At 65.8% G+C, this 15,807-nt stretch carries 16 protein-coding genes; 5 read left to right on the top strand and 11 right to left on the bottom strand.

Annotated elements, in window-relative coordinates; translation table 11 throughout:
- Positions 1-94: 94 nt before the first annotated feature.
- Complete coding sequence (locus AB0L63_RS05245) at positions 95-790, top strand: TetR/AcrR family transcriptional regulator (protein WP_364494859.1); 696 nt, start codon at positions 95-97, stop codon at positions 788-790.
- Between the two features lie 5 nt (positions 791-795).
- Here AB0L63_RS05245 and AB0L63_RS05240 read toward each other — a convergent pair whose 3' ends face one another.
- On the bottom strand, positions 796-1,866 hold the full coding sequence (locus tag AB0L63_RS05240) for a PDR/VanB family oxidoreductase (RefSeq protein ID WP_364494857.1): 1,071 nt from the start codon (positions 1,864-1,866) through the stop codon (positions 796-798).
- Positions 1,863-2,726, bottom strand: a complete 864-nt coding sequence (locus AB0L63_RS05235; RefSeq protein WP_364494854.1) for a metal-dependent hydrolase — start codon at positions 2,724-2,726, stop codon at positions 1,863-1,865. Before AB0L63_RS05235 ends, AB0L63_RS05240 begins: the two co-directional genes overlap by 4 nt.
- A gap of 104 nt (positions 2,727-2,830) precedes the next feature.
- On the opposite strand from AB0L63_RS05235, the gene AB0L63_RS05230 reads away from it, so the two are divergent.
- A complete protein-coding gene (locus tag AB0L63_RS05230) occupies positions 2,831-3,505 on the top strand; it encodes a TetR/AcrR family transcriptional regulator (protein ID WP_364494851.1) in 675 nt (224 codons plus the stop codon).
- A 7-nt stretch (positions 3,506-3,512) separates the two neighbouring features.
- On the opposite strand, the gene AB0L63_RS05225 is transcribed toward AB0L63_RS05230, so the two are convergent.
- Positions 3,513-5,006 carry an NAD(P)/FAD-dependent oxidoreductase gene (locus AB0L63_RS05225; protein WP_364494849.1) on the bottom strand — a complete coding sequence of 498 codons (1,494 nt, stop codon included), beginning with the start codon at positions 5,004-5,006 and terminating at the stop codon, positions 3,513-3,515.
- Positions 5,007-5,168: 162 nt separating this feature from the next.
- Between AB0L63_RS05225 and AB0L63_RS05220 the strand changes: the two genes are divergently transcribed.
- Both AB0L63_RS05220 and AB0L63_RS05215 read left to right on the top strand, forming a co-directional pair.
- Positions 5,169-5,687 (top strand): hypothetical protein, encoded by a 519-nt coding sequence (locus AB0L63_RS05220; protein ID WP_364494846.1) that lies wholly within the window; start codon positions 5,169-5,171, stop codon positions 5,685-5,687.
- The gene (locus tag AB0L63_RS05215; protein ID WP_364494843.1) at positions 5,684-6,259 is read left to right on the top strand and encodes a DUF3558 domain-containing protein; all 576 of its coding nucleotides are present in this window, start codon (positions 5,684-5,686) and stop codon (positions 6,257-6,259) included. Before AB0L63_RS05220 ends, AB0L63_RS05215 begins: the two co-directional genes overlap by 4 nt.
- Before the next feature lie 27 nt (positions 6,260-6,286).
- Here AB0L63_RS05215 and AB0L63_RS05210 read toward each other — a convergent pair whose 3' ends face one another.
- Both AB0L63_RS05210 and AB0L63_RS05205 read right to left on the bottom strand, forming a co-directional pair.
- Complete coding sequence (locus AB0L63_RS05210) at positions 6,287-6,880, bottom strand: DUF2867 domain-containing protein (RefSeq protein WP_364494840.1); 594 nt, start codon at positions 6,878-6,880, stop codon at positions 6,287-6,289.
- Positions 6,881-6,903: 23 nt separating this feature from the next.
- A complete protein-coding gene (locus tag AB0L63_RS05205) occupies positions 6,904-7,191 on the bottom strand; it encodes an antibiotic biosynthesis monooxygenase (protein ID WP_364494838.1) in 288 nt (95 codons plus the stop codon).
- A gap of 140 nt (positions 7,192-7,331) precedes the next feature.
- Between AB0L63_RS05205 and AB0L63_RS05200 the strand changes: the two genes are divergently transcribed.
- Complete coding sequence (locus AB0L63_RS05200) at positions 7,332-7,895, top strand: TetR/AcrR family transcriptional regulator (RefSeq protein ID WP_364494835.1); 564 nt, start codon at positions 7,332-7,334, stop codon at positions 7,893-7,895.
- Positions 7,896-7,897: 2 nt separating this feature from the next.
- Here AB0L63_RS05200 and AB0L63_RS05195 read toward each other — a convergent pair whose 3' ends face one another.
- The 6 genes from AB0L63_RS05195 to AB0L63_RS05170 all read right to left on the bottom strand — a co-directional run bounded on the left by AB0L63_RS05195 (position 7,898) and on the right by AB0L63_RS05170 (position 15,698).
- Entirely contained in the window at positions 7,898-8,410 is a 513-nt protein-coding gene (locus AB0L63_RS05195; protein WP_364494833.1) for a DUF664 domain-containing protein, read from the bottom strand.
- A gap of 161 nt (positions 8,411-8,571) precedes the next feature.
- Positions 8,572-9,291 carry a 2OG-Fe(II) oxygenase gene (locus AB0L63_RS05190; protein ID WP_364494831.1) on the bottom strand — a complete coding sequence of 240 codons (720 nt, stop codon included), beginning with the start codon at positions 9,289-9,291 and terminating at the stop codon, positions 8,572-8,574.
- Between the two features lie 12 nt (positions 9,292-9,303).
- Complete coding sequence (locus AB0L63_RS05185) at positions 9,304-9,918, bottom strand: methylated-DNA--[protein]-cysteine S-methyltransferase (RefSeq protein WP_364494828.1); 615 nt, start codon at positions 9,916-9,918, stop codon at positions 9,304-9,306.
- Entirely contained in the window at positions 9,918-10,391 is a 474-nt protein-coding gene (locus AB0L63_RS05180) for a sigma-70 family RNA polymerase sigma factor (RefSeq protein WP_364495650.1), read from the bottom strand. Before AB0L63_RS05180 ends, AB0L63_RS05185 begins: the two co-directional genes overlap by 1 nt.
- A gap of 67 nt (positions 10,392-10,458) precedes the next feature.
- On the bottom strand, positions 10,459-12,351 hold the full coding sequence (recD, locus tag AB0L63_RS05175) for an exodeoxyribonuclease V subunit alpha (RefSeq protein ID WP_364494825.1): 1,893 nt from the start codon (positions 12,349-12,351) through the stop codon (positions 10,459-10,461).
- On the bottom strand, positions 12,348-15,698 hold the full coding sequence (locus tag AB0L63_RS05170; protein WP_364494822.1) for a UvrD-helicase domain-containing protein: 3,351 nt from the start codon (positions 15,696-15,698) through the stop codon (positions 12,348-12,350). Before AB0L63_RS05170 ends, recD begins: the two co-directional genes overlap by 4 nt.
- Positions 15,699-15,807: the final 109 nt, after the last annotated feature.

Here is a 15,807-nt window from a genome sequence, read left to right as displayed (position 1 = left end):
CACTAGTGTTAGATTAATGCCGGTGCCACGCCGCGTGTCAAGCTGTCGGGTGTGGAACACAGACGGGCCAGGCTTCGAGTTGTGAGGCATCACCATGTCCACTGACAGTTCCCAGACGAATAGCGCAGTCCGGCGCGGCCGACCACCGCAGACCCGGGAGCAGGCCGAGGAGGTGCGCGCCCGCATCGTGCTCGCCACCGCGGCGGTATTCACCCGCGGCGGCTCGCGCGGACTCAGCGTCGCCCAGATCATCGAACAGGCCGGACTGGCCCGTCCTACCTTCTACCGCTACTTCGGCAATGCCACCGAACCGCTACACGTCGTGTTGGAGGCATCCAACAAGGGCCTTGTCGACGGCATCCGGGCGGCACTGACCGGTCCGGACGAACCTGTCGAACTCGGCATCCGCCTCATCGACGCCTACCTCGGATGGGCCCGCGGGCACGGTGCGATGCTGCGCCCGCTGTTCGCCGAATTGCACGATCCGGCCTCACCGGTATCGGCCTATCGCGAGCGGGCATTGGACGATATCCGCGCGCTGGTGCGTGAAACGTTCACGGAATTGGGCCGCGCGGTCCCCTCGCCGCTGGATCTCGATGCGGCCCTGCATGTTTGTGAGTACGTGGTCTATCGCATCTCGGCAGGTACCGCGCTCGGCGCCGAGCCGGACGCGGAAACCGTTGCCGCCGCACGGCTTACCATGATCCGCGTGCTGCTCACCACGCTCGGCACTCGCGCCGATCTCGAATATGCCATGACACTGCCCGGCATCTTCCCGGCCGCGGAATGAACCGTCTACAGATCGAGTTCGAGTTCGCCACCGCGAGAACGCGATACGCAGGTGAGCATCGCATTGGCCCGCTCGCTGGGCAGTAGCGCCCGGTCTCGATGCTCTACCTCACCGGCGAGCACACTCGCCCGGCACGTCCCGCAGAAGCCCTGCTGGCACGAGTAGGCGACGTTGGGCACCGCCCGCCGGATCGCGGACAGCGCGGACTCATCGGCCGCTACATCGACCTCGGTTCCACTGCGGCACAATCGAATACGGAACGGTGTGCCGTCGCTGACCGGTGCCGCCGAGAAGCGCTCGGTATGCAACGAGGCCGTCGGATCGTGCAACAGGAGCACTTTGCGCGCGGCTTCCGCCAATCCCGATGGTCCACAGACATATACCGCGGCACCGGTCGGTGTCTGTTCGAAGATCATCCGCGGATCCGGCACCCCGAACTCGTCATCGGGTCGCACCACCACATCACCACCGGTGAGGTGGGCCAGCTCGTACAGGAAGGGCATTCGCACCCGCGAGCGCCCGAAATACATGAGTCGCCACGGTATTCCGGCACGTTCGGCGGCGGTGACCATCGGCAGAATCACCGTGATCCCGACACCACCCGCCACGAAGAAATACTCCGGCGCGTTGATAAGCGGGAAAGCGTTGCGCGGTCCACCTACGCGCAGCCGGTCGCCGACGCGCAGCCGCTCGTGGATCTCGCGGGAACCACCGTCGCCATCGGCTATGTACCGCACCGCGATTCGGTAGCAGCTGCGGTCATCCGGATCGCTGTTCAGCGAGTACTGCCGCTGCCGCCCCGAGGGCAGGAATACATCGATATGAGCGCCCGGCGTCCATGCGGGCAGGTCCGCGCCGCCCGGATCGCACAGGGTCAGGCTGACCACATCGTCGGCCTCGGCCTCGATTCCCATGATCGCCAGCTCGAAATCGTAGCCGGTGTGGCGCACCGGCTGAGGCCGCGAAAGCAGCTGCGCCGCTTTCCCTTCGATGAATACCCGCTTATAGGTGTCCACCGCCGACGCGATCATCCGCAGCCCGGTACCCGGCCGGAGCTGCTCCTCCACGGCGATCATGCCCGTGCCGCCGGCGACTGCGCGAGGTAGCGCAGCGCGTTATCCATCGGACCGAGCTGGGAGGGATGGAATCCCGGCCGCAGATACCGCGGAATCTCGGTGATGAAGGTGGTGATGCTCGGCACCAGACCGCGCAGCGAGGCGCTGGCCATCTGTAGCGGCCACCACCGGCCCTTATTCGGCGACGGGTCGTGATGGAACAGGTAGGCGCTCGAAATCACGAACAGCGCGAGCAATCCCGAACTGGCGATCAGCGCCTGACGCGCCTTGCGGGCATAGCCGCCGTCGAGGTACATGTACGCGTCGTAGACCACGCTGCGATGTTCGACCTCCTCGGCGCCGTGCCAGCGGACGAGATCAAGCATCGCCGGGTGCATCCCCTTGGCCGCCAATGTGTCATTGGTCAGTAGCCATTCGCCGATGACGGCCGTGTAGTGCTCCATCCCGGCGAACAGGGCCAGCCGCTCACACAGCCATTCGTGTTTGGCCCGGCCGGACAGTCCGTGGTCGCCGAGCAGCCGATCGATCAGCCAGGCGACGCGATCCACCATCGGGCCGACCTCGAGTCCAAGGCGCTCCAACTGGTGGCGAGCCTTTTCGTGAGAACCGGCGTGCATCGTCTCCTGACCGATGAAGCCGCGGACCTCTTCCCGCAATCGTTCCTCATCGATCAGCGGCAGCGCCTCGGCCAGCGCCTGCGCCATGGCGCGCTCCCCCTCGGGAAGCACCAGGTGCATCACATTGATGATGTGGGTGGCCATGACTTCGCCGGGAATGTAGTGCATCGGCACCGAATCGAAATCGAAGCTGACGTCCCGCGCATTGATGGCATGAGCCTGATCGGCGTAAGCAGTTCCCATCTGATGGTCCTCACGTCTGGTCCCTGGACGATCAATGTATTGCCGACATCAGATGCTGTCAACATCACATGATGTCAACTTCCTCGCTATGGGAGGATCAAGCCATGAACGACGCCGTTTCCGATGGATCGATACCGGGTATGCGCCGCTGGCGCGGCACGCCCCCGGCCGACCGAATCGCCGCGCGCCGCGAACAACTCGTCGAGGCCGCCATCGAGTTGATGGCCACGATCGGCGCCTCCGACATCTCCATGCGCGGGGTCTGCAGACAGGCCGGACTCACCGAGCGCTACTTCTACGAGAGCTTCCCGAATCTCGATACACTGCTCACCGCGGCGTTGGAAACGGTCGTTCTCGGTGCCCAGAAACGGCTGCTCGCGGCGCTGGCCACCGCGCCACCCGAACCGGAGAAACTATTTCGCCATGCCATTTCGGCATTCACCGATTATCTGATCGAGGATCGCCGCCGCGGCCAGATCATGTTCGTGGAATCGCAGGCCACGCGGGTGCTCGGCGACCGAGGCAATGAGCTGATCGAACTGTTCACCGCCCCGATCGCCCTGACGATCGGAATGGGCGGCCACGAACCGCCGACCCCACCGGACCAGTACGAGAACAGCCTCAACTCGAACGCCATCTTCGGCGCGATGGCGTATATGTACCGCCCGTGGCTGGACGGCACCATCGATATCCCGCGCGAACGGTTCGACGACCACGCGACCAGCGTTTTGCGCAAGATCGCGACCGCGCGGTCGCCCGAGCCCCAGGAAGCGCACTGACTTGGCATTACCCCTGCGTGGACACCGGATCCCGATCCCGCGACCGTTCGAACACCATCGCGCGATCGGTGATCTTGCCGTGGCGCAACGTAATCAGATCGCGTAGATAGTTCATGCGCAGGCGCCATGGCGCCTTGGTGCCCTGGATCGGGAATTGGCTCGCGGCGCGTTGGACGTAGCCCGGATTGAAATTCAGGAATAGCGAGGCCGCGCCGACGGATGGATCACGCACCGGTGTGCACCGGGGGTATCCGTTGTCGTACATATGGCGCAGCAGCCGAACGACATACTCGCACACCAGATCCGCCTTCAACGTCCACGAGGCGTTGGTGTATCCGATGATGTACGCGAAATTCGGCACATCCGAGAGCATCATCGCCTTGTAGGCCATATGTTCCGAGAGGTGCACTGGTCGTCCGTCGACGGAAAGCTCGATGCCGCCGAAGGCGAGCAGATTCAATCCCGTTGCGGTGATGATGATGTCGGCATCGAGGGTCGCGCCGGAGGTCAGGGCCAGACCCGTCTCGGTGAAAGTCTCGACCTTATCGGTCACGAGATCCAACCGACCCTTGCGGATCGCGCGGAAGAAATCGCCATTGGGCGCCAAACACAATCGCTGATCCCACGGGTTGTAGGTCGGTGTGAAGTGGGTATCGATGTCGTAACCCTCGGGCAGCCAGCGCCGCTGCCAGCCCTTGATCCGCTTGCGCATGGATTGCGGATACCGTTGGCTCAGTTGGTAAATCGCGGTGGCCAGCGCGACATTCTTGGCTCTCGCCACCGTGTACGCGGCGCGGGACGGCAGGTATTCGCGCACCTTGACGGCAAGGTCGTCGCGGGCGGGTGCGGAGATGATGTAGCTCGGTGAGCGTTGCAGCATCGTCACGTGCGCGCCCTGGTCGGTCAGCGCGGGTCCCAGTGTCACCGCGGTTGCGCCGCTACCGATCAGCACCACCCGCTTGCCCGCGACGTCGAGATCGCTCGGCCAGTGCTGTGGGTGGATGATCGGCCCGGCAAAACGCTCGGTACCCGAGAAATCCGGGGTGTAGCCCTCGTCATAGCGATAGTAACCGGAGCAGCAGAACAGGAATCCAGCTGTGTGAGTGACAGTTTCGCCGGTATCGATACGTTCGGCGCGAACCGTCCACCTGTTGTCCCGCGACGACCATTCGGCGCCGACGACCCGATGCTGGAAGCGGATGTGGCGGTCGATCCCGCTTTCGGCGGCGGTGGCGCGCACATAGTCGAGAATGTCCGCGCCGTCGGCGATCGACTTATCCCCCAGCCACGGACGGAAGCGATAGCCGAGGGTGTACATATCGGAATCGGAGCGAATTCCCGGATAGCGGAACAGATCCCAGGTGCCTCCGATCGCGTCGCGGCTCTCCAGAATCGCAAAGCTCTTCCCCGGGAAAGCCCGCCGCAGGTGATACGCCGCGCCTATGCCGGACAGTCCGGCACCGACAATGAGCACATCGACATGCTCGCCAGCGATCGGCATCGATCTCATCCTCCGATATTCGACGGCGCGATTCGCACCAACTCCACCTCCAGCCTATCCGTTGCGGTTTATCTTCGGAGACAACACCCTTGGCATCGTTTCTGGACGTACGACCAATACCAACCGGTACGCAAGTATGCGAAGTAACTCACGTTTGTCCGGGTGGTCGAGCACGAGCGCGCGCCGACGGCTCGAGAACGCCCGGTTTCGCGGATCTGCGTTTCGACGGAACCGTCCCACTGGCGCGTGCGTCTCTATGATCAGACGGGACTACTAGAAGGGGTGACCGCTATGGCTGCTGACAGCCTGTTCGGCGGGTGTATCGAGGATGCGACGACCGGGGCGCTGAAGGTGCGGATGGAGCCGCAGGCGTTTCTGGATATCGACGCGGCCTGCCAGGACTTGATCATCGACCTGTCCTCGGTCCAGAACGACGCGCGTGCCCTCGGCGAGCGGTCGACCTGGGGACTCGGCGAGGACAACCCGCGCCTGACCTCAGCGATCGAGCTGGTGAAACTGTTCAGAGAGAAGGCCTTCGGCGGCCCGAACAACGCCTACGACACGATCGGCGACTACATCGCGGTTGCGACAGAAATCCAGACGCTGTTCAAGACCATCCGTGATGCCTATGAGCACACCGACGAGGACTTCGCCCGCCGGATGCGCGAGCTCCGCAAATGAGGATCCGCGCCGAGCGCTCTTCGAGAGCGGGCCTGCTGATCGCGGCTGCGGCCATCGTCCTCGCGGCATGCGGTGGTGGAAGCAATTCGACATCGACCTCGACGTCCGCCGCTGTCACGTCCAATACCTCCGCCACACTGCCCAGCGCATCGAACACAGGATTCGACCCCTGCACAGCGCTGACGCCCCAGTTCCTGTCCGAACACCAATGGAATGCCCGCACTCCCACTCCCAAGCAGGATTCGGCAGGCAACTTCCAGTGGAAGGGCTGCTTGTACGTCGCGCAGAGCACGTACACATTCCGTGTCCAGACCACCAATGGCACCCTTGCCCAGGTTCGCGAAAAGTTCCCCACCGCAACCGAACTCACCATCGACGGCCGCCAGGCCCTACGCTACGAGGCCCGCCCCGACGTCCCCGGCGGCTGCACCATCACTGTCGATATGAAATCCGGCTCCCTCTACATCCTCGTGGACGACCCACGCGGCCTACACCCCGACAAACTCTCCCCGTGCGATAACGTCACCGAAATCGCCGTAGCCGTCGTCCCACTCCTCCCCCAAGGCAGCTGATAGGTTGGCGATCCAGGGCGAATCCGGTTATCCCGCAACCGGATCGCCCATCTGCGCCCGCCACCCACGCTCGATTCCGCGCATCAGCGCCGGGTACACCAGCAGATAGCGGAAGGGCAGAATTCCGGCCATGTAGAGCTTGCCGAGCGGCCCGTTCGGCTTGACCAGCACCGCCATTCGGCCGTGATAGCCACCGGTTTCGTCGCGCACCCAACTGATGTGCATCACGCCGTGCATGGTTCGGTTGGCAATCTCGGCGGCCCATTCGGTGTCGGTCAGATAGACGGAGCGAAACGGCGCACCCGCGAAGGCCGGTCCGGGTGCGCCACGCAGATCAGCGGGCAAGCGATCACGCAGCGAGGGTACGCGGGCCGCGATGCCCGCATCGGCCTTATCCCAGCCGAGGAGCGCACCGAGCTTCCAGCGGATCGCGAAGAGCAGTCGGTAGACGACGGAGAATTCACTCGAGTTATTACCCGAGGCCATCTGCCGCACCAGCCGCGGAAAGTCGTCCGGACCACCCGGGGTCGGCAATTCCCAGACATCCTCGACCCGAAAATCGGGCGCTATGTCGTGGATCCGCCAGGGCCGGGCGGTGTGCGCGGAATTCGGTAGCCGCATTGCCCCATCCATATCCGCGGCCGTCACCGGGACGCGAGTTTGATGATCTGGCGCGGGCGGCGTTCGCGTTCGTCGAAGGTGACGTCCACATCCGCCGCCGCGACGGCCGCGAAGGACGCCGCGAATGCCGCGTCGGATTCCCACTGTCCGGTGGAAACGACCGCATCGTCACCGTCGGTGGTGATCCAGCAGTCGGCGGATAGGCATCCCGGTACCGAGCGCAGCACCCCGGCGATCTGATGGACCCGGGCGACGAAATCGTCGAAATCCTCGGGTCGTGGGTAGTGGAATGCGACGAATCCGACCGTCACGACGGTCTCCTCTCGTTGGCGAGAGCACCGGTGCCCTCGCAATTGGCGGATGTACCAACGGCTTTCAAATATACGGTGCCGTATACTTCGATCGTAGCCAATGGCACATTGGTGTCAACCCCGTCCGCGATACTGAAGGTATGGTTGCCGTCACTCGCACCCCACGAAGCGGCTGGATCGAGCAGGGCCTGTTGGCGCTGGCGACCGGCGGTCCCGATGCTGTCCGCATCGAGAGCCTCGCGCAGGCGCTCGGTGTCACCAAAGGCGGCTTCTACGGGCATTTCGCCAACCGCAAGGCGCTGCTCACGGAAATGCTCGATACGTGGGAGCGTGAGAGCACCGATGCGGTTCGCGCGCAGGTCGAGAGCGAGGGCGGCGATCCGCGGAGCAAGATCCGGCGCGCGGGCCTGCTCACTTTCTCCGACGAACGCCTGCCCATCGACCTCGCCGTCCGCGACTGGGCCCGCCGCGATCCCACGGTCGCCGAACGGCTACGTCGCGTGGACAACTACCGGATGGAATATGCGCGTGAACTGTTCGGCAAGATCTGCTCGGATCCGGAAGAAATCGAGGCCCGCGCGCTGCTCGCGTTCTGTTTGGCGGTCGGCAGACATTTCCTCGCCGCCGACCACAACGAGCGCACCCACCTGGAGGTGGCCGGCCGCGCCGCCGACCTGCTGGTCGGGGACACGCCCGAACACTGAAACTACCTGCGGCGCAGCAGCACTCCGCGAATGAACGCGGCCTGGCCGGAGTGCTGGATATCATCGTCGACGACGCTGACCAGCCGCACGCCCAGAGTTACCGGCGGATCCCAGCGGGTGTCGACGATACGAGGCAGATCGGCATCGGTGAGTCCGGAGACGTAGTCGAGCGTCTGCGCGTGCACCGCGTCGTAGTACCCCAACAGCAGCTCGGCGGAAATTCCGCCGAGTTCGGCGACCTCTGTGGCGCGGTGCCCGTAGCCGGTAGCCTCATCGACAAACGGCAGGTCGAACCGCGTGGCCCAGCCCGCCGCCGTCCACACCTGTTCCAGACCCGCCACGTCCGCGATGTGATCGTCCTGCACCCGGGTCAGATGCCAGATCAGCCAGGCGATGGAGTTCGCGTCCGGATCGATCCGGATCGCCAGTTCATCCTGTCCGAGCCCCGCGACCGCGCCGTGCACATTCTCCCGCACCCGTCCGAAGGCATCGACCAACAACTCAGCGCTCGTCATGCCACCATGCAATCACACAGTTGCCGCCGATATTCCCGGATCCGGCCGCCCTCCGCCGAGCGGCAGCAGCTCGGCGATTCGAGGTCGCGCCGGGCTCGTCCGGCGGGCAACCCACCCGCGTAGCCGGTCAGGGATCCGTGGCGTCGGTCAGGGTGTACATCTCATTCGGCGTCGTGCAGGACCAGGCCAAGGGTATGACGGTGACCGCTGCGAATTCGACTGACACCGTGGCGGATCGGGGCGCGCGACCAACCGCGCGTCGCTGGAGTCGGCCGGTCCCGGGTGGTGAAGACGAGCGCGTGGCCCTGTTTCAGGATGGTGACCGTCGGCTTGGATTGCGCGCGGGGGCGTTGTTCGACCAGGAGGAATTCACCGCCGGAATGGTCGATGCCGGGGCGGTCCAGGCCGATGACGACCTGCAGCGGGAAGACGAGCTCGCCGTAGAGGTCGCGGTGCAGGGCATTCCAGTCACCTTCGGTGTAGCGCAACAGGATTGGCGTCGGTTTCGTTTGACCGGCGGCGTGGCAGGCGTCGAGCCAGTCGTCGAAATCGTCGGGCCATGGCTTCGGATCGCCGAGCCGATCGGCCCAGGTGCGGGCGACGGACAGCAATTTGCGGTAGAAAGCCCTGCGCAGCAGCATGATCGGCGCGGGGAGCGGATCGGTGAAGTACCGGTAGGTGCCCTGGCCGAAGCGATAGCGGGCCATATCGATCGTCGACCGGAAGCGGTCCGGATCCGCCCACATGGCGGTGAATTCGGCGCATTCTTCCGGGGTCAGCAGTGGGCCGGTCTGGGCGCAGCCGTAGGCGTCGATCTCCTCGGTCAGGGCAATCCACGGCTGTGCTTCGACTCGCTCTTCCAACGCAGCAAGGGTTTTCACAACCTCCTCCTTTCATGCCGCTTCAAGCGTGAGCAGGGTGGTCTTGGCGGTGACACCGCCGACATACTGGCCGATCGAACCGTCGCTGCGCACCACCCGGTGGCACGGGATAACCACTGGCAGCGGGTTATGCGCACAGGCCGATCCGACCGCGCGCACCGCACGTGGATTACCAACAGCCGCAGCGACATCGGCGTAGCTTTCGCGATCTCCGTAGCCGATTTCGCTCAGATGCTCGATCACCTGGCGCCGGAACCCGACCGTCAACCGCAGATCGAGTCGCAGATCGAATCGTGTTCGCGCACCGGCGAAATACTCGTCGATCTCGCGGGCCGCCGCCGCCAGGCGCCCCGGGGCGGCCAGGATGCGCGGGCTGATCCGCTCGGCGAGTGTGGTGAGCACGGTGTCGTGGTTCTCGTTGGGGTAGGCGACCCGCACCAGGCCCGCGGGAGTGGCCGCGAGCAGCAGTGTGCCGACCGGCGTGTCCAGCGTGCGGTAGGCGACGTCGAGCAGGCCCGCGGCCTCGGCGTCGGCGGTCAGCCGTCGATGCAATGGGGACAGGATCTCGGCGGAGTTCGGGGTCAGGCCGTCGAAGAGACCGTCCGGATCCCGGTCGATAGTGGCCATCATGTTCGATCCTTCGGGTAGAGCTTGCGCAATGTTTTGAGGCCGTCGGCAGCGGCCCGGCGGGCGGCATCGGTCGAATTGCCCAGCAGTTGAGCGATTTCGGCATGCGATAGACCCGCGAGGTAGTGGTAGGCCACCGCTTGGCGCTGTTTGGTCGGCAACGACGCGAGTGCATCCCACAGATCCGGGTCGTAATCAGCCGGGTCGGCGTCGGGCGCGGTGCGTTCGGGCAGGGTTTCGGCGGGAACGGGTGCTCGGGTCAGTGCGCGCCCCACATCGATCGCCCGTCGGTGCGCGATGGTGACCAGCCATGCCTCGATATTCGTCTTCGGGTCGAGGTCGGGGTAAGCCCGCAGGGCGGACAGAAAGGTCTCCGACCACGCATCGGCGGCATCCGTCGGACCGAGCACGGCCTGGCACACCCGCAGCACCATCCGGCCGTATTCGGCCACCACGTCCTCGAAAGGAGGCAATCTCACGCTGGGTAGACGTCGGGGGCGCGGAAAACGTGAGATTCCCAGGTCAGCGTGGCGCGCGCGATCACCGTGACTCCGGGGTACGCGACAGGCCGCTGGCGCGCAGGACGCGACGGTCGATGGCGGCGCGAATCGAGTCGTCGGTGCCGATGATGCGGACGTGGCGGCGGGCTCGGGTGATGGCCGTATACAGCAGTTCCCTGGTGAGCAGGGTGGATTCGGGTTCGGGCAGGACGACCGAGACGGCGTCGTACTGGCTGCCCTGGCTGCGGTGGATGGTCATGGCGAAAACGGTCACCACGGCCGGAAATTGGGTCGGGTGCACCAGATAGGGCTCGCTGCCGCGCTGCAGGGCCGCGCGCAGCAAGCCGTCGGGCATGCGAACAATGACACCGGTATCGCCGTTGTAGATGCGCGCCTCGTGATCGTTGGCGGTGACCAGCAGGGGCTGGCCCGGATACCAGGGCGCCTGGTGCGAATCCGTTCCCGCGCCACCGGCCGCAGCCCATTCGCCGGCCATGCGGTCCCATCGTTCGACACCGAAGGGACCTTGGCGATGCGCACACAGGAGGCGATGGGATTCTAGGGCGGTCAGTGCGGCCGCGGCATCGCCGTCAAGGGCGGCGGCGGTGACTTCGCGGGCGGCGCGCACCACATCGGCGCGCACGGGTGCGGTGTCCTCGGGTGTGCAGAGCGAGAGTTCCGCACCACCCGCGCGCAGTAATGTCAGGGCGGTGTCGGCGTCACCCGCGCGGACCGCGACGGCGAGTTCGGCGATCTTGCCGCCGAAGCGCCGACCGCGCGTCAGTCGGACGATGCTGCCGCGCAGCCGCATTCGCTCGGCATCGGTCAACGCCTCCGGATTACCTTCGGCTGCAATACATTCCGCGCCAACCACCTGCTCGAAGACCGGATTCGATTCGCCGGCAACGGGTCCGGCGACGAGGTCGGCGAGTACCGCACCGGCGTCGACCGAGGCGAGCTGATCCGGATCGCCGACGAGCACCAGGCGGGTATCCGGGCGCAGCGCGGCCAGCAGACTGCTCATCATGGTCAGCGAGACCATGGAGGTTTCGTCGACCACGATCACGTCATAGGGCAGTCGGTTGAACTGGTGATACCGGAACCGGGTCGCCCGGCCGCGCTGCCAACCGAGCAGGCGATGCAGGGTGGCGGCGGTGAGATCCGGCAATGTGAGCGCTCCAGCCTGTTCGCGCACGGCTTCCTGCAGTCGCGCGGCCGCTTTGCCAGTGGGCGCGGCCATAGCGATGCGTAGCGCGGGCAACTTCGGATGCGCCCGCTGGTGCGCGTCGAGCAGGGCCAGGATGCGGGCTATGGTGTGGGTCTTGCCGGTACCCGGTCCGCCCGCCACCACCGTGGTCCAGTGCGTCGCGGCGAGCGCGGCGGCGATCCGCTGGCGGTCCGGGGCCGCGCCGACCGGGGTGTCGAAAAGCCGGTCGAGCTCGCGGCGCACGATGGCCGGATCCACCTTCGGATGGTGTCCGGAGCGCTCGGTGAGTACCCGGCGGATCGTCTGTTCCTGCTGGTAGTAGCGGTCCAGATAGAGCAACGGCCCCGTGGTCCGCGCCTCGACGAGGCGCAGCGGCTGCAAGGGACCCGCCGGTCCCCCGCACACCAATGGGCTCACCCGCAGAGCGGCGACCGCCGCATCGATATCCGGCCATGGCAATGTCGCGAGGTCGATACCCGCACCCGCATCCCAGGTTTCGTCGGCATCGACGCCGATCTCGCGCATGCGGTGCAGTTCCAGACAGACCGAACCGGAACGGACCGCCCGCACCGCGAGCGCCGCCGCGAACAGCACCTCCTCCGCGGATTCGCGGCCCATCCGGCCCAGTCGGAGCGCGACGTGCACATCAGCGGCCGACAGCACGCCGGCCTCGTTGAATATGCGCAGCAGCCCGGTGCCCCGCTGCGCCAACTGAATGGAGGTCATCGGACAGCCTCCCCCGCCAGTAGATCGGACAGCGCGACGATCAGCGCGGCCGGTGGACTCCAGTCGAAAACACCACAGCCCGAGGGGGTTTCGGAACCGATCATGCCGCGCACGAACAGGTAGCGGGCACCGCCGAGGTGGCGCGACGGGTCGTAACCGGGCAGCCGCCACCGCAGGTAGCGGTGCAGGGCGACCGCGTAGAGCAGGGCCTGCAGCGGATAGTGCGAGCGCAGCATTTCGGCGGCCATGCGGTCGTGGGTGTAGTGGTCGACGGTGAGATCGCCGGTGCCGAGGCGGTTGGTTTTGTAGTCGACGATGACGAATCGTGGTTCCACGCCCGGATGTTCGGTAATGCGCAGCACCGCGTCGATACTGCCGGTGAGGTAGCCGTGCAGCGGGGTGTCGTCCAGGGACGCGAGTTGGTCGGCATAACCGGACAGGGAATCGTCGGGCGGGAGATGGGTTCGCAGCAGATCAGCTATCCGGCGCAGCGTGACCGTATGCGCACCGGGGAGGTCACCGCCGGCGAGCGGGAGTTCGAAGTCGAGCTCGTTGAGCCGGTCACGGGTGGAAATGTCGGCGAGACAACCAAATCCGAGTGGGGTGTGCAACACAGCGAGTAGCGCGCTGCCGAGGATCACGGGATCGGTCTCGGCCATCAGCTCGTCCGTGGCCGCACGGCAGCGGGTATGCACCTCGGTGGCCAGATCGACAGCGTCGGTATCGATTCGCTCGAGCACACCGTGCACCAGGGTGCCGAATTCGGCGCCGTAGGGTAGCGCATTCATCAGGGATGGGGCCGCATCGGAGGTCGCGGGTTCGGTTTCGGCGAGCAGCGGTGTGCCGGGCTCGTCAGACGGACCGCGGTCATCCTCGGGTTCGGCCTCCGGAATCGCGGCATCGTGCGCGCCTGCAGTCAATGCCGAATAGGAGGTGCGCCGCCACTGCAGGTCCACGGTGCGGGCGAAGTGCGCCGCGTCGAGGGCTCCGGTCGGGAATTCGGTACGCACGCGGCGGATCTCGACCGTATCGGTGTGCTCGACGCCCTCCACCGCAATGGCCTCCGGCGCACCGGCGGCCCAGGCCGAAAGCATCGACACCGCAACCGCATCCGCCGGTACCGCGGCTTTGCTCGGTACGAGATCTCCGCCGTCCGGGCGGCCGAGGACCATCCGATGCAGCGGCGCATTGGCGGTGGTGATCGCGGGCGCCCACCAGGCGACGATCTGACACATCGCGCGAGTGAGTGCGACGTACAGCAGGCGCAGTTCCTCGCCCGCCTCCTCGGTCTCGCTGCGCAGCTTTCGCTCACCGTAGCCGGATGCGTCCTGGCCGCCGACATCGAGAACACGGGCGCCGTCGTCGGTGTGGAAGAGCAGGGTCTGTGGGTACGGGTTCTTCGCGTTGTCCCATGCGAAGGGCACATAGACAATGGGGAATTCGAGTCCCTTGCTGGCGTGTACGGTGGCGATCTGCACGGCCGCGGCATCGCGATCGAGGCGACGGCTGCGGTCGGCGACCGATCCGGAGGCGGGATCGCGCACACGGTCGGCGAGCCAGCGGGTCAGCGTGGTGAGGCCGAGACCTTCGGTCAGCGCGACCTGATCGAGCAACTGCGCGATATGCCGCAGATCGGTCAGCTGGCGTTCGCCGTTTTCGATCGAGAGTAGTCGCTGAGCCAGATTCGCTTCGGACGAGATCTTTTCGAAGACCGCGGCGAAACCCACGCGGGCGAACAGCCGGGCCGCCTCCCGCAGTTGGGCGGAGATGCGGCCGACCAGATCCGCACCGCCGCTATCGATTTCGACCGCGGTCACGCCCAGCAACGGTGTACAGGCGGCAAGGCGGACCCGGTCGGAGCGATGCGGCTGTTCGAGCGCGCGCAGCAGCCAGAGCCAGTCGGTCGCACTGCTGGTGGCGAAGACGCTGGTGCCACCGGCCAGTACAGAGGATACTCCGACGCGATCCAAAGCGGTTCGCACCACATCGATTTGGGATCGGGTCCGCACCAGTACGGCGATATCGCCGGGTCCGATCGGCCGCGGTCCGGTCTTCGCCTCGAACAGCACACCGGATTCGAGCAGCCGCACGATATCGGCCGCCAGATCCTCGGCGACCTTCGCCCGCATGCGCCCGACCGCCGGAAATCCCGATTTGTTCAGCGGCCCCGCGCCGGTGCGCGGCAGACACCGCATCCGCAGCGGCGTCGTCAGGTCCTCGGGGCCGGACAGTCGCGACCAGCCGCGGGTCGCGGTGACCGGATAAACGGTGATCTCCTTGTGCCCCAATGCCGCACCACCCTGCAGATGATCCAGTGCAGCGAGCAGACCGGCATCGCTGCGCCAGTTGTCGGTGAGCTCCTTGCGGGTATCGGCGTGTGCGACGGCATCGAGATAGCTGAGCACTTCCGCACCGCGGAAGGCGTAGATGGCCTGCTTCGGATCACCGACGAGCACGAGAGTCGAATGTCCATGGAAGGCCAGCCGCAGGATGTCCCACTGCAATGGATCAGTGTCCTGGAATTCGTCGACCAGGGCGACCCGGTACCGGTCGCGGATGCGGCGACAGGCCCGCGGCCCGTGCTCCGGATCGGCGAGCACATCGTGCAGCAGCACCAGCAGATCGTCGAAATCACGCAATCCGGCAAGGCGTTTGCGGCGCTCGGTTTCCGCGCGGACCGCGGCGGCGAAGGCGACCCGCTCCCCCGCCGGTCCCTGCCCCTTCGGCACCAATACGGCGTGTCGATCCCGCACCGCAGCCAACGCCAGCGTATGCGCCTCCTTCAGCGAAAACGGCGGCTCCGCACGGGCATACCGGTTCAGGTACAAGTCATCGGCGACCGTGCCGATCAGATCATCGATCGTCTCGACCAACCGCGATCCGGGATCATGTTCGCCCGCCAAGCCGAGCTCATCCAGCATTCGTTGACAGAAACTGTGGGTCGTCGCGATGGTCCCGGCATCGAAATCCGAAAGCGCGGTGAGCAATCGCCGCCGACGCCGCAGCACCTCGGCCGAATCCGCCTGCGCCACCAATCGAACCAGCTCATCGGCATGGGCGCGAGCCGTCTGCGGATCGGCCAGTGCCGCCGCCACCGCGACGAACCGGTCGCGCGTCCGTTCCCGCAGTTCCTGGGTGGCGGCCCGACTGAACGTCACCAGCAACAGCTGCGAAATGTCGATCCCGATTTCGGCGACGTACCGTACCGCCAACCCGACGATCGCATGCGTCTTACCTGTTCCTGCACTCGCCTCGAGCACGGTGGTTCCGGTCGGCAGCGGCCCATTGGGATCGAATCGGTCGGCGCCCAGAGCAGGCGCGGCGAATGCGGTGTCCTCGATGGTCATCCCCGCCGCCCCTTTCCGTGCCTGGCGAATCCGGTGCTCGCACTGCTCATCGGCAAGATCTTCGCTTGCCGACCGCTACCTCCACCCACCCGACGCCCGCTGCGTATCC

Source organism: Nocardia sp. NPDC051990 (assembly GCF_040680755.1).
In the GTDB taxonomy this organism is placed as follows: Bacteria; Actinomycetota; Actinomycetes; order Mycobacteriales; family Mycobacteriaceae; genus Nocardia.
The sequence above is the reverse complement of the archived record's forward strand: the minus strand, read 5'-3'. Positions and strand labels throughout refer to the sequence as shown.

Excerpts from the sequence above, each read along its gene's own strand:
- AB0L63_RS05245 (WP_364494859.1), top strand. The coding sequence starts at position 95 with ATGTCCACTGACAGTTCCCAGACGAATAGCGCAGTCCGGCGCGGCCGA.
- AB0L63_RS05240 (WP_364494857.1), bottom strand. The coding sequence starts at position 1,866 with ATGATCGCCGTGGAGGAGCAGCTCCGGCCGGGTACCGGGCTGCGGATG.
- AB0L63_RS05235 (WP_364494854.1), bottom strand. The coding sequence starts at position 2,726 with ATGGGAACTGCTTACGCCGATCAGGCTCATGCCATCAATGCGCGGGAC.
- AB0L63_RS05230 (WP_364494851.1), top strand. The coding sequence starts at position 2,831 with ATGAACGACGCCGTTTCCGATGGATCGATACCGGGTATGCGCCGCTGG.
- AB0L63_RS05225 (WP_364494849.1), bottom strand. The coding sequence starts at position 5,006 with ATGCCGATCGCTGGCGAGCATGTCGATGTGCTCATTGTCGGTGCCGGA.
- AB0L63_RS05215 (WP_364494843.1), top strand. The coding sequence starts at position 5,684 with ATGAGGATCCGCGCCGAGCGCTCTTCGAGAGCGGGCCTGCTGATCGCG.
- AB0L63_RS05210 (WP_364494840.1), bottom strand. The coding sequence starts at position 6,880 with ATGCGGCTACCGAATTCCGCGCACACCGCCCGGCCCTGGCGGATCCAC.
- AB0L63_RS05200 (WP_364494835.1), top strand. The coding sequence starts at position 7,332 with ATGGTTGCCGTCACTCGCACCCCACGAAGCGGCTGGATCGAGCAGGGC.
- AB0L63_RS05195 (WP_364494833.1), bottom strand. The coding sequence starts at position 8,410 with ATGACGAGCGCTGAGTTGTTGGTCGATGCCTTCGGACGGGTGCGGGAG.
- AB0L63_RS05185 (WP_364494828.1), bottom strand. The coding sequence starts at position 9,918 with ATGGCCACTATCGACCGGGATCCGGACGGTCTCTTCGACGGCCTGACC.
- recD (WP_364494825.1), bottom strand. The coding sequence starts at position 12,351 with ATGACCTCCATTCAGTTGGCGCAGCGGGGCACCGGGCTGCTGCGCATA.
- AB0L63_RS05170 (WP_364494822.1), bottom strand. The coding sequence starts at position 15,698 with ATGACCATCGAGGACACCGCATTCGCCGCGCCTGCTCTGGGCGCCGAC.